At 65.6% G+C, this 12,776-nt stretch carries 13 protein-coding genes; 4 read left to right on the top strand and 9 right to left on the bottom strand.

Annotated features, from left to right (window positions below; translation table 11 throughout):
• Window positions 1-5: 5 nt before the first annotated feature.
• From R4P47_RS07785 to R4P47_RS07800, 4 genes are read right to left on the bottom strand one after another with little or no spacing between them, the layout of a single operon-like run.
• On the bottom strand, window positions 6-614 hold the full coding sequence (locus tag R4P47_RS07785; protein WP_317548634.1) for a response regulator transcription factor: 609 nt from the start codon (window positions 612-614) through the stop codon (window positions 6-8).
• A gap of 12 nt (window positions 615-626) precedes the next feature.
• A complete protein-coding gene (locus tag R4P47_RS07790) occupies window positions 627-1,736 on the bottom strand; it encodes a sensor histidine kinase (RefSeq protein WP_269593813.1) in 1,110 nt (369 codons plus the stop codon).
• Window positions 1,737-1,782: 46 nt separating this feature from the next.
• Window positions 1,783-2,586 carry an ABC transporter permease gene (locus R4P47_RS07795; RefSeq protein ID WP_317548636.1) on the bottom strand — a complete coding sequence of 268 codons (804 nt, stop codon included), beginning with the start codon at window positions 2,584-2,586 and terminating at the stop codon, window positions 1,783-1,785.
• Entirely contained in the window at window positions 2,583-3,512 is a 930-nt protein-coding gene (locus R4P47_RS07800) for an ABC transporter ATP-binding protein (protein ID WP_317784426.1), read from the bottom strand. Before R4P47_RS07800 ends, R4P47_RS07795 begins: the two co-directional genes overlap by 4 nt.
• A 128-nt stretch (window positions 3,513-3,640) precedes the next feature.
• On the opposite strand from R4P47_RS07800, the gene R4P47_RS07805 reads away from it, so the two are divergent.
• A complete protein-coding gene (locus tag R4P47_RS07805) occupies window positions 3,641-5,674 on the top strand; it encodes a TPM domain-containing protein (protein ID WP_317548638.1) in 2,034 nt (677 codons plus the stop codon).
• A gap of 69 nt (window positions 5,675-5,743) precedes the next feature.
• Here R4P47_RS07805 and R4P47_RS07810 read toward each other — a convergent pair whose 3' ends face one another.
• Window positions 5,744-7,129 carry a glycine--tRNA ligase gene (locus R4P47_RS07810; protein ID WP_094640185.1) on the bottom strand — a complete coding sequence of 462 codons (1,386 nt, stop codon included), beginning with the start codon at window positions 7,127-7,129 and terminating at the stop codon, window positions 5,744-5,746.
• A 184-nt stretch (window positions 7,130-7,313) separates the two neighbouring features.
• On the opposite strand from R4P47_RS07810, the gene R4P47_RS07815 reads away from it, so the two are divergent.
• Window positions 7,314-7,775, top strand: a complete 462-nt coding sequence (locus R4P47_RS07815) for an ArsR/SmtB family transcription factor (RefSeq protein WP_306437454.1) — start codon at window positions 7,314-7,316, stop codon at window positions 7,773-7,775.
• On the top strand, window positions 7,772-8,212 hold the full coding sequence (locus R4P47_RS07820; RefSeq protein ID WP_037193030.1) for a Fur family transcriptional regulator: 441 nt from the start codon (window positions 7,772-7,774) through the stop codon (window positions 8,210-8,212). Before R4P47_RS07815 ends, R4P47_RS07820 begins: the two co-directional genes overlap by 4 nt.
• Window positions 8,213-8,218: 6 nt before the next feature.
• Here R4P47_RS07820 and R4P47_RS07825 read toward each other — a convergent pair whose 3' ends face one another.
• Genes R4P47_RS07825 through recO form a run of 4 tightly spaced genes read right to left on the bottom strand, consistent with a single transcriptional unit; the run spans window position 8,219 to window position 11,282 of the window.
• Window positions 8,219-9,211 carry an iron-siderophore ABC transporter substrate-binding protein gene (locus R4P47_RS07825; protein WP_317784427.1) on the bottom strand — a complete coding sequence of 331 codons (993 nt, stop codon included), beginning with the start codon at window positions 9,209-9,211 and terminating at the stop codon, window positions 8,219-8,221.
• Window positions 9,212-9,261: 50 nt separating this feature from the next.
• Window positions 9,262-9,681 carry a hypothetical protein gene (locus tag R4P47_RS07830; protein ID WP_317784428.1) on the bottom strand — a complete coding sequence of 140 codons (420 nt, stop codon included), beginning with the start codon at window positions 9,679-9,681 and terminating at the stop codon, window positions 9,262-9,264.
• The gene (locus tag R4P47_RS07835) at window positions 9,674-10,492 is read right to left on the bottom strand and encodes an isoprenyl transferase (RefSeq protein WP_068052326.1); all 819 of its coding nucleotides are present in this window, start codon (window positions 10,490-10,492) and stop codon (window positions 9,674-9,676) included. The genes R4P47_RS07830 and R4P47_RS07835 overlap by 8 nt, the downstream gene beginning before the upstream one ends.
• A complete protein-coding gene (recO, locus tag R4P47_RS07840; RefSeq protein WP_317784429.1) occupies window positions 10,449-11,282 on the bottom strand; it encodes a DNA repair protein RecO in 834 nt (277 codons plus the stop codon). The genes R4P47_RS07835 and recO overlap by 44 nt, the downstream gene beginning before the upstream one ends.
• Before the next feature lie 72 nt (window positions 11,283-11,354).
• Between recO and R4P47_RS07845 the strand changes: the two genes are divergently transcribed.
• Window positions 11,355-12,776 (top strand): amidase, encoded by a 1,422-nt coding sequence (locus R4P47_RS07845; protein WP_317784430.1) that lies wholly within the window; start codon window positions 11,355-11,357, stop codon window positions 12,774-12,776.

A 12,776-nucleotide genomic window follows, 5' to 3' on the forward strand; every position in this document is an offset into this window, starting at 1 on the left:
ACGACCTACAGCCACCCTCGATCCTCGGCCACCCGGACCGCCTCGGCCCTGGTACTGGTGCCGGTCTTTCCGATCGCCGACGACAGATGATTGCGCACCGTGCCCTCGGAGAGATGGACCTGAGCAGCGATGGACCCAGCGGTCCCGCCCCTGGCAGCCGCGCGGAGAACCTCCTGCTCTCGGGCCGTCAGTGGAGAGACGCCATCGGTGAGGGTTTCGGTCGCCAGCGTCGGATCGACGACGCGAAGCCCCATGTGTACGCGCCGAACGGCGTCGGCCAGCTGCTTGGCGGGAGTGTCCTTGACCACGAAACCCGACGCACCCGCATCGATGGCGCGTCGCAGGTAGCCGGGTCGCCCGAACGTGGTGACGATCAGCACCCTCGACTGCGGGGCCACGAGCGCCAGTTCGGCGGTGACCTCGATACCGTTCTTGCCGGGCATCTCGACGTCGAGCAGGACGACGTCGGGTCGATGTTCGAGAACGGCGGCGGCAACCTCGTCTCCACGTCCCACCTCGGCGACGACCTCGAGATCGTGTTCGAGCCCCAGCAGGGCCGCAAGTGCGCCGCGCACCAGGGCCTGATCGTCGGCCAACAACAACCTGATGGTCATCGCGCCTGCGTCCTATTCACCGTGTACCTCCACCCTGAACCCACCGGTCGGCACCCGGGCGATCGTCAGTGAACCACCCGCTGCCGTCACCCGTTCACCGAGACCGCGCAGACCATTGCCGCCGGACTGCTGGTCTGCCGGTCCCACCCCGTCGTCGACGATGGAGATGCTCGACGCCGTCAGCGTCACCCTGCACTGCCGTGCACGCGAGTGTCGAACCACGTTGGTCACCGCTTCGCGGAGCACCCAGCCGAAGAGTTCTCGATGCCGCAGCGGCACCACGTCGGCGTCGCAGGGCAGATCTGCTTCGATCCCCGCCGCGGTCAAAGCCGTTCGTGCACTGGCCAACTCGGATCCGACGTCGACCTGACGCATGCCCCCGACGGTACTGCGCACATCGGCGAGCGCTTGCCGAGCAAGGGTTTCCAACTCGGCGATCTCGACGGCCGCGCGGGCGGGGTCGATCTCGATGAGCCTGCCCGCCAGTTCGCTCTTGACGGTGATGACGGTCAGCGAGTGGCCCAGGATGTCATGCACGTCCCGGCTCATGCGCTCGCGTTCGGCCACGATGGCCAGGTCGGCCAATTGCTGCCTGGCCACGGCCAATTCGTGATTGCGCTGGAAGACCTGCGTGATCCCCCACGCCGCGGCCGCGCTGATCAGCAGCTGAAATGCGAAGAAGGTGTCGGGCTCCCAGGACGAGATGAAGCGTGGCACCGCTTCGACGAGCGCGACCATCACCAACACCAACACCCACGCTTGCCTGACCGGCAGGGTCATCATGGCCAGTACTGCGATGTAGACGGTCGCGCCGAATGCGGTGGTTCCGATCCACACACTCATGAACACGGTCAGCGTGATCATGACTCCGAGCGCGATCCACGCCTGCGAGACCGGCAGCGGCTTTCCTCGGCGGTGTCCGTTACGAAAACGCCAGAAGGTGGACGTGAACACGGCACCGAAGGCAACGATCGTCATGACCCCGGCAACCTTCGCCGGCGTGTATTCCAGAGCGAGGATGTCGTTCAACGGATAGATCAGGTACACCAACCAGATGGCACCGAACATCCAGCCGAACCGCCAGATCCGTCCCTCGGGAAGGTCGGCGGTGAACGTGGTCATGTCGCCCACGGTATCTCTGTGGACGACATGATCAGCGGTTTCGGTCTCACGCACGCTTGGTGTCTTTCCGGAACAGCAGCGCCGCTCCGGCGACGAACACCGTCGCCCACACCACCAGGTTCACCACGGCGATCATCAGAGTGCCCGCATCGGCGGAGGTGAACGGTGCCCGGGATACGGTCGCCAGGCCGTAGAGCGGGGTGAACTGGGCCAGCATCGGAAACCAGCCGCTGTCACCGAGCGGGACGAACAGTCCGCCGGCCAACGCCAGGAAAGCCAGCACCGGTCCGAGGATCTGCATGACGTTCTCCGAGGGCAGCAGGTAGCCCATGAACAGCCCGAACGCGGCGAACACTGCAGAGCCGAGCCACGCGATCACTCCGCAGCTGATCCACACCCAGATCGGCATGTCCGCCCCGAAGAATTTCGCGACGACGAACACCACGACGATCGCAGCGGCACCCATCGTCATGGCCACCAGAACCTTGGTGATGATGTAGGCCACGGGCTTCAACGGCGTCAGGCGGAGCTGCCTACTCCACCCCTGCGCCCGTTCGACCGACACCATCGCTCCCCCGCTCGTGGTCGCGAGCATCGCGCCGTAGACGGCCATGCTGATGGCGATGTAACCGGTGACGTTGCCGTGCGCGAACGGGTAGTTGGTCCGGTAGTCGGACTGCGTGCCGAAGATGACGAAGAACACCGGCGGCATCACCAACGTGAAGATCAGAGTTCGCTTGTTCCGGAAGAGCCTGCGGATCTCGAGTCCGAGGAAGGTCGGCGAAAACCCGCCCCAGGCAACGGCTCTGGCAGAGGTACGGGTGGCTGCGGAGTGTGCGGTCGTGGTCATCGAATGCTCCCGGCGAGGTCGTTTTCGGCTGTGTCGTTTTCGGAATCGGTGGTCAGGGCGAGGAATGCGTCTTCGAGGTTGCGCGAGACGATTTCCAGATCGGTCGCGTGTGCATCGTTGAGTAGGTACCGGGCCACGGCGTCGGAGTCGCGTCCGTGCACGATCACCCGATCGCCACGTGTGTCGACGCGGTCCACCCCCGGCAGAGCCAGCAACACCGACTGGTCGACGCCGGGCAGCGTGGCGGTGACGGTGCGCCCAGCGGCCAGGTTCTTCACCTCGGCGGCGCTGCCGTCGGCGACGATCTTGCCGTGCCGCACCAGCACGATGCGGTCCGCGTAGGCGTCGGCCTCGTCCAGATAGTGCGTTGCGAACAGCACCGTGCGGCCGGTGCTGGCGTCCTGGCGAATGGCGTTCCAGAAGTCGCGGCGCCCCTCGACGTCCATGCCGGTGGTCGGCTCGTCCAGCACCAGCAGATCCGGATCCGGCAGCAGAGCGAGCGCGAATCGAAGCCTTTGCTGCTGACCGCCGGAGCATTTCGCCACTCGACGGTCTCCGATATCGGCGATGCCGGCCCGGGTCAGTACCTCCTTCACCGACCGGGTGTGGGCGAACAGTGCCGAGGTCAGCTCGACGGTTTCGCGGACGGTCAGATCGCGAAGCAGACCGCCGGTCTGCATGACGGCCGAGATGCGCCCCTGGGCGATCGCGTCGGCGGGAGTTCCACCGAACACCGACACCGAACCTGTTGTGGGTGTCGCCAGGCCGAGCATCATGTCGATGGTGGTCGTCTTTCCCGCTCCGTTCGGCCCGAGAAATGCGACGACCTCGCCCGGTTCGATGGACAGGCTCAGCCCGTCGACCGCCCGGACCGAGCCGTAGGTCTTGGTGACGCTGCGCAGTTCGACTGCTTTCGTTGTGGTCATGGGAATCACTCTGCTGCGGCCGAGCGACTCCGACCTCGTTCGGGCGTCACGATTGCGAGGTGACAACTGTCATGCATCCGAATCGACCTGCTCGATCTCACGGGCGCGCAGCCGGTAGATTTCAGGCCATGGCAGTCCAGCACCGGCGGCACACCAGCGCCCCAGTCGTTCGAGAAGCAATCCACCGATTTCGTCGTCTCGCCGCCGTGGGTGCTCTGACCCTCTTCGCCGCGGTCCTGCTCGCGCCGGGAGTTGCATCCGCCGAGGCTCCGTCGCGGCTGGCCACACAGATCACCGACAACGTCCAGGCACTCGACCCGGATGCACTCGCCGAGGTGCAGACCTCGATCGACGATCTCTACGGCAGCAGCCAGGTTCGGTTGTGGGTCACCTATGTCGCGGACTTCGACAACATGTCGGCGGCGAACTGGGCCGAGCAGACGTACCAGAGAAGTGACCTCGGCCAGCGCGACGTTCTGCTCGCCGTGGCCACCGTGGACCGTTCGTACTACCTCGCGGTGAACACCGGCCTGTCTCAGATCACCACCTCCGAACAAGATTCGATCCGTGTCGACGATGTCGAACCTGCACTGCGCGAAGAAGATTGGTCCGGTGCGGCCATTGCGGCCGCCGGTGCACTCGGCGACGCGTACGCCTCGAGCGGCAGCGGTGGCTCGTCGGCACCGCTGCTGATCGGCGTCGGCGCACTGGCCGTGGCAGGCGGCGGAGCCGTCGTCTACTCGTCGCGCCGCAAGAAGGCCCGAGTCGCCGCAGAGGTCGAGGCCGTGGCGAAGATCGATCCGAGCGACCCGGCCGCACTGGCCGCCTTCCCCATCGACGTCCTCGACACGCGGGCCAAGGAAATCCTGATCGAGACCGACAACGCGGTGCGCGCCAGCGAAGAGGAATTGAACCTCGCCCGTGGAGAATTCGGAGATTCCGCCGCCGCGCCGTTCATCACTGCTCACGACAACGCCAAGAAGGCTCTCGCAACCGCCTTCGAGATCCGTCAACGCCTCGACGACGCCATTCCGGAAACTCCCGAGCAGCGACGGGCGATGCTCGTCGAGATCATCTCCTCCTGTGGCCAGGCCGATCGCGAACTCGATTCGCGGGTGGAGGAATTCGACGGGTTCCGCGATCTCGTGATGAACGCCGACGCCCACCTCGACGAACTGACCCAGGCGGTCGTCGGCTTGACGGTGAGAATTCCGCAGTCCGAATCGGTTCTTGCTCAGCTGCATTCGGACTTCTCCGAATCGGCGCTGAACTCGATTGCCGACAACGTCACGATGGCCAAGGAGCGGATGGCGCTGGCCGAGGAGAACATCGAGGCCGGACGCTCGGCGGCGGCACTCCCGCCCGGCAAGCAGGGGCCGGCGGTCACCGCGATTCGCACGGCCGAGCGAGCCGTCGACCAGGCCAAGACCCTGCTCGACGGCGTCGACCATGCCCGTGACGACATCAGGCATGCCATCGCAACCCTGCCCGACGCCATCGCGGACGTGAGACGCGACATCGAGCAGGCTCGTGGATTGGCCGAACACGGCGGGGCCGAACTGCAGGCAGCCATGACAGCCGCACAGACGGCATTGAAGAACGCGGAGACGGCGCAGTCCTCGGACCCTCTCGGCAGCTACACCGCCCTCGCCGAAGCCGATGCCGAACTCGAGAAGATCGTCGACGAGGCGTCGGCGGACAAGGCCGCCGAGGACCAACTTCGGGCCCGCCTGGATCGCGACATCGCGGCCGCTCAGGCGCAGATCACCGCCGCTGCGGACTACATCTCGACGCGCCGCGGCGGAGTGGGTGCCGACGCCAGAACGCGCCTGTCCGAGGCCGAACGACACCTCGGTGCGGCGCGTCAGCTCGAACCCGAGAACCCGGACGAGGCCCTCAAGCACGCGCACGCTGCGAGCCAATTGGCCTCGCGCGCATCGCAGATCGCCCAGTCCGACGTGCAGAACTGGGAGAATCGCCACGGTCCGCGCGGCGGCAGTAGCGGCGGCAACATCGCCGGTGCAGTCCTCGGCGGCATCCTGATCAACAGTGTGCTGCGTGGTGGGGGTGGCGGAGGATTCGGTGGCGGATTCGGCGGTGGCGGGGGCTTCGGCGGCGGCGGTGGTGGCGGCGGATTCGGCGGTGGCGGCGGCCGCTTCTAGTTTCTCGACAGACATACGACAGGGCCCGATCTCATCGCGAGATCGGGCCCTGTCGTGTGTGTGAGGTTCCTACGCGCCGATCAGACGAGACGCGATGTAGCCCTCGACCTGATCGAGTGCCACACGCTCCTGCGCCATGGTGTCGCGCTCGCGGATGGTGACGGCGTGATCGTCGAGAGTCTCGAAGTCGACGGTGATGCAGAACGGGGTGCCGATCTCGTCCTGACGACGGTAGCGGCGACCGATTGCTCCGGCGTCGTCGAATTCGACGTTCCAGTACTGACGCAGTTGCTGCGCGAGATCTTTCGCCTTGGGCGTCAGATCGGCGTTACGCGAGAGCGGGAGCACCGCGACCTTCACCGGGGCCAGACGACGGTCGAGCTTGAGCACGACGCGCTTGTCGACGCCACCCTTGGCGTTGGGTGCCTCGTCCTCGGTGTACGCGTCGACGAGGAACGCCATCAGCGAACGCGTCAGACCGGCCGCAGGCTCGATGACGTACGGGGTGTAGCGGGTGTCGGTGGCCTGCTCGTAGTAGCTCAGATCCTGGCCCGACGCCTTCGAATGCACCGAGAGGTCGTAATCCGTGCGGTTCGCGACGCCCTCGAGCTCACCCCACGCGCTGCCCTGGAAGCCGAACTTGTACTCGATGTCCACGGTGCGCTTGGAGTAGTGCGACAGCTTTTCCTTGGCGTGCTCGTAGAGCCGCAGGTTCTCCGGGTCGATACCGAGGTCGGTGTACCACTTCATGCGGTAGTCGATCCAGTACTGATGCCACTCGTCGTCCTCGCCGGGCTTGACGAAGAACTCCATCTCCATCTGCTCGAACTCACGGGTGCGGAAGATGAAGTTTCCGGGAGTGATCTCGTTACGAAAGCTCTTGCCGATCTGGCCGATGCCGAACGGCGGCTTCTTGCGTGAGGTGGTCAGCACGTTGGCGAAGTTGACGAAGATGCCCTGTGCGGTCTCGGGACGCAGGTAGTGCAGGCCCTCTTCGTTGTCGACCGGGCCGAGGAAGGTCTTGAGCAGGCCCGAGAAGGCACGCGGTTCGGTCCAGGAGCCGGGCTCACCGGTTTCGGGATCGCGAATGTCGGCGAGGCCGTTCTCCGGCGGGTGGCCGTGCTTTTCCTCGTAGGCCTCGATGAGGTGGTCGGCGCGGTACCGCTTGTGCGTGTGCAGCGACTCCACCAGCGGGTCGGAGAACGTCTCAACGTGGCCCGACGCCTCCCACACCTCACGCGGCAGGATCACCGAGGAGTCCAGCCCGACGGTGTCGTCACGGCTGGTGATCATGTTGCGCCACCACTGCTTCTTGATGTTCTCCTTGAGCTCGACGCCCAACGGACCGTAATCCCAGGCCGACCTGGTACCGCCGTAGATCTCGCCGCACGGGTAGACGAGGCCTCTGCGCTTGGCGAGGTTGGCGACGGTTTCGACTTTGGACTTGGGTGCCACTGGCGGAGCTCTCCATCTTCGGTTACATCGTGTAAGAGGTGACGTGGGCGTTTTCGCCCTGATCAGACTATCTGGCTCGGCGGTCGAATCCGAACAGCGGTCAGGTGCGGAAGTTGACATGCGCACTTGTGCATATCACAATGAATACGATTTGCAATAACAACTACTGCACTAACCTGGTGCCATGACGTCGATCGTGCAGGGAGAGTCCGCCGGCAACGAACCGGCGGCCGAAGGAGCCGCAACCGTGTCCACGGACTCGACAGTGGAAGCAAGTTCGCCCCACCGGCAAGACCCCGAGCATCCGTTGCACTCCGGCGATCCGTTCGCCGACGCTCCCCCGGCTCACATTCCGCCGAAGGAAACTCTGGCTGCGGCGGGCGACATCCTGCGGGCACTGGCCGCCCCGGTACGCATCGCCATCGTGCTGCAGCTGCGCGAGTCCGAGCGGTGCGTCCACGAACTCGTCGTCGCCCTCGGTGTCACGCAACCGTTGATCAGCCAGCACCTTCGGGTACTGAAGGCAGCGGGTGTGGTGCGCGGAGAACGCAACGGACGCGAGGTCCTGTACCGGTTGGTCGACGATCACCTCTCCCACATCGTCGTCGACGCCGTGGCCCACGCCGAGGAAGGCCGGAACCTATGACCGACAAGTCCACCGACACCGCCACCCCCAGACGACCCGTCGTCGTCGGGGTGCGAGCCACCAAGCAGCGCAGCGCGATCTCGGACCTGCTCGACACCATCGAAGAGTTCAAGTCCGCACAGGATCTGCACGACGAATTACGCAAGCGCGGTGAGGGTATCGGCCTCACCACGGTGTATCGCACACTTCAGACCCTGGCGGACGCCGGGACGGTCGACGTACTGCGCACCGACAACGGGGAGTCGGTCTACCGGCGCTGCTCCTCGGGACATCACCATCACCTGGTGTGCCGCTCGTGCGGTTTCACCGTCGAGGTGGAAGGTCCCACTGTCGAGAAGTGGTCGCAGAGCGTCGCCGAATCCAACGGTTTCAGCGACGTCAGCCACACGATCGAGATATTCGGCACCTGCAGTCAGTGCAGCGCTGCCGCTCGCTGAATCCGCTCAGGCGACGGCGTCTGCCACGCGAGGCACCACCGCGTCGATAGCGAACGGAATCGACAGCACCGAGTTGTACGTGATCGCTCCACGCTGATCGATGGACAACGGAACGATGGCATCGTTTCGGGCCGCTGTCAGCGTTCCGAAGATCGGGTTCTCGGCCACGACGTCGATGTCGTCGCCGGTACCGAGGTAGAGCACCACGTCGGCGTCGAGCTGCGAGATGTTCTCTGCCGAGACCGGAACGAAGAAGTTGGTCCCATCGTCCTGGGCCAGAATCGGTTCCGGAATCTCGAAGCCCAGCGAGGTGACGAACGTGCCGCGGGCATCACCGGGCAGATATGCACCGAATTGGCCGTCGTACGGAAGCACCACGGCTGCAGTCTTACCCGCGAACTCCGGATGTGCGGCTCGCACCTGTTCGAGCGCAGCGGTGGTCTGCGCGTTCAGCTCCTCGCCGCGTTCGCGCTCACCCATCGCGCGAGCGATCGTGTCGGTGGCCACCTCACGATCGACGGCGTACGCGGCCGATCCGGCCGGTCGAGCGACCGTCGGGGCGATGTCACTGAGCCTGGTGTACGTGGCCTCGTCGAAGCCCGCGTTGAGCCCGGTGATCAGATCCGGTGCCAGCGAGGCGATCAGCTCGAAGTTCGGCTCGGACTCGGAGCCCAGCAACGTCAACGGTGCATCACCGACCAACTCGTCGGTCCACGGACCCAGTCCGGTCTCGTAGAACGTGTACCCGGCGTTGCCGACGGGAACTGTGCCGAGCGCGATGACGGCATCGGCGTCGGACACCCCGAGCGTGACGATGCGCGTGGGCTTCTCGGCGACGGTCGTGCCGCCGTAGATGTGATCGATGACGACCGGGAATACTCCGTCCGCCGATTGCGTCGCCGTGTCGCCGTTGTCGGCAGTCGAACAAGCCGTCAGGGCGACACCGAGGGCGATCACCGCCACCACCGCCGTGAGCATTCGGGTCCACCGCACAGTCATCGCATCCGCCTCTACTGGGAAGTAAGTACAGGCAAACCTTAGCTGACCGATCAGGGCAGTAGACCCTCGCGCGCCTTCTCGACTCCGGCGAGCACCAGGATGAGCATCGTCAGCATCGCCTCGTCGTCCAGACCGTTCGCAGGAAAGGTGTAGCGCAGCAACACATCCGCGAGCTTGTCGTGAGTATTGACCGAGATCGCGCCGAACTGCGAATCCGCATTGCGGTCGGCGACTTTCTTGTGCAGAGCAGGCTTCAACGGCCGGTCCCACGCCAACACCGCGGTGAGCGAGAGCACCTCGAGCTCGGGCGAGAGTCGCACGGCACGCAGCGAGCACAGAGCACCCGCATAGTCGAAACCGAGAGAACCCTCCTCGCCGAGTGTGACCGTCGCGAACTGCGAGAGCGCCAACTGGGCACGGGCCTGCAACGAGAGCCCCTCGTCCGGCGTCCCGTTCGCGGTGTCACTCATACTTGACTCCACCGAATCGTCGGTCCCGCGAGGCGTATTCGATACACGCCTCCCACAGATCCCGACGGTCGAAATCCGGGAAGAGCTTCTTCTGGAAGACGAACTCCGCGTACGCGGACTGCCAGAGCAGAAAGTTCGACGTCCGCTGCTCCCCCGACGGACGCAGGAACAGATCCACGTCGGGCATATCCGATTCGTCGAGGTACTTGGCGACGGTGGCCTCGGTGATCTTCTCGGGGTTCAGCTTGCCCGCAGCCACCTGCCTGGCGATTTCCCTTGTAGCATCGGCAATCTCGGCCCGGCCACCGTAGTTGACGCACATAGTCAGCGTCATCACGGTGTTGTGCTTCGTCAACTCCTCGGCCACTTCGAGTTCCTTGATGACACTGCCCCACAACCTCGGTCGACGGCCGGCCCAGCGAACCCGGACGCCCATCTCGTTCATCTCGTCGCGCCGACGACGAATGACGTCACGGTTGAAGCCCATCAGGAACTTGACCTCGTCGGGACTGCGCTTCCAGTTCTCCGTCGAGAAGGCGTACGCGGACAGCCACTGCACCCCGATCTCGATGCACCCGCAGACGGTGTCCATGAGCACCGCTTCACCCTGCTCGTGTCCGGCGGTGCGCGGCAGACCGCGATCCTGTGCCCACCGACCGTTGCCGTCCATCACCAGTGCGACGTGGCGAGGTATCAGTTCCGGCTGCAGGATGGGCGGACGAGCGCCCGACGGATGCGGATCGGGAGGGCGCACCGTCGACTGTTCGTCAGGCCGAGGCCCCTGCTCTCGTCGTCGAATCACGGTCCCCATCCTGCCCGACGGTGTCGGCGAACACGGAGTCAGGTTGCGCCAGCGGTACCTGATGCGGGTGCGAACGTTCGATGAGCGGAAGCGTGCGCAACTGTCGTTCCAGATGCCATTGCAGATGCGCCGCCACCAGTCCACTGGCCTGCTTGCGGACGGCATCGGAGGTGGTGATGGTGTAGTCCCATTCCCCGCGCTCGAGCGCAACCATCAGATCGAGAACTCCGGTCGACGGCGTCGCCGATCCCGGCGGTCGGCAGTGCACACACACGGCTCCACCGGCAGCGACATGGAACGCTCGATGTGGGCCCACCGCTGCGCACCGCGCGCAGTCGGTCAGTGCGGGAGCCCATCCGGCGAAACCCATCGCGCGCAGCAGGTACGCGTCGAGCACCAGCTCGGGGGGCCTGACGTGCTGCGCGAGGGCACGCAGGGCACCGACGGTCAACTGATGCAGCCGCTGTGCGGGTGCATGCTCCTCACCCGCCAGCCGTTCGGCAGTTTCGAGAACCGCGCAACCGGTGGTGTAGCGACCGTAGTCGGCCACGATGTCTCCGCCGAACGCGTCGACCGTGTGCACCTGGGTGACGATGTCGAGGTTGCGTCCCGGATAGAGCAGAACGTCGATGTGCGCAAACGGTTCCAGCCGCGCACCGAACTTGGATTTGGTGCGGCGAACTCCCTTGGCAACGGCCCGCACGATTCCGTTCTCCCTGGTCAACAACGTGACGATGCGATCGGCCTCACCCAGCTTGTGCTGGCGCAGGACGACTGCGTTGTCACGGTATGGCCTCACGTCATCCAGTGTCCCACGCGGGCTGCGGCGGTGACCGTTCCCGCGCTGACGAGGAGTCGATACTGTGCAGGCGTGGATTTCCATCGGTCGACTCTCGTTGCTCAGGCTGCCGCTCTCGCGTCGGGTCGCATCACGTCGGTACAGGCGGTTTCCGAATCACTCGATCGCATCGAGAAGAGCCAACCCACGCTCAACGCGTTCCGCATCGTGCGCCGCGACTCCGCACTCGCCGAGGCGGCCGAAGCGGATCGTCTGCGCGCCGCCGGCACCACCGCTCCCCTGCTCGGCGTTCCCGTCGCCGTCAAGGACGACGTGGACGTCACCGGGGAACCGACCGCCTTCGGATGCGCGGGCAACTTTCCATCTGCCACCACGGATTCGGAGGTGGTACGCAGACTGCGTGCAGCCGGAGCCGTCATCGTCGGAAAGACCAACAGCCCGGAGCTCGGCCAGTGGCCGTTCACCGGCGGTACCTTCGGGCACACCCGCAACCCATGGGACCGCGAGCGCACCCCGGGCGGCTCCTCGGGTGGCAGTTCTGCCGCGGTGGCTGCCGAATTGGTTTCTGCCGCTCTGGGTTCCGACGGTGCCGGCTCGGTGCGGATTCCGGCCTCGTGGACCAATCTCGTGGGGATCAAGCCGCAACGCGGACGCATATCGTCGTGGCCGGAGCCCGAGGCGTTCAACGGCATCACCGTCATCGGCCCGCTCGCGCGAACCGTGGCCGACGCGGCACTCCTCCTCGATGTGGTCTCGGGCAGTCACGACGGAGATCTGCATCGTCCGACGCCGCTGACGGTCTCGGACGCCGTCGGACGCAACCCCGGTTCGCTGCGGATCGCGCTGAGCCTGCGTAAGCCGTTCATTCCGACGCCTGCCCCGCTGGACCCGGAGATCGCCGGTGCCGCTTATCGGATGGCCGCGGTACTGCGGCTACTCGGGCACCGAGTGGTCGTCGACGATCCGGCATACGGAATGTTGTTGGGGCTCAACTTCTTACCCCGCTCGCTGGCGGGTGTGGCCACCTGGCTCGACCGTCTCCCCGATCCGTCTCTCGCCGACCCACGCACCCGAGCCAACGCCAAGACCGGCCGGGCTCTGGCCGGAGCGCCGCTGCGCGCAGCACGCGCCGCCGAACCTCGCATCGGGCGTCGTGTCGGCCGGTTCTTCGACGAGTACGACATCGTGCTCGCCCCGACGACCGCCACCCCGCCGCCCCGGATCGAGGCCATCGACGGCATCTCCAACGCCGACACCGATCGGGTCATCACCGAGCACTGCCCCTACACCTGGCCGTGGAACGTGCTGGGGTGGCCGAGCGTCAACGTGCCCGCAGGATTCACCGCCGCCGGCCTACCCATCGGCCTGCAGTTGATGGGCCACGAATCCTCCGAGCCACTGCTCGTTTCGGTTGCCGCTCAACTCGAGAACGTGCTGCAGTGGCATCGCAAGCGCCCCGATCCCTGGTGGACCCAGGTGAGCGAAACCTCGTAG

This window comes from Rhodococcus sp. IEGM 1370 (assembly GCF_033142325.1).
In the GTDB taxonomy this organism is placed as follows: domain Bacteria; phylum Actinomycetota; class Actinomycetes; order Mycobacteriales; family Mycobacteriaceae; genus Rhodococcoides.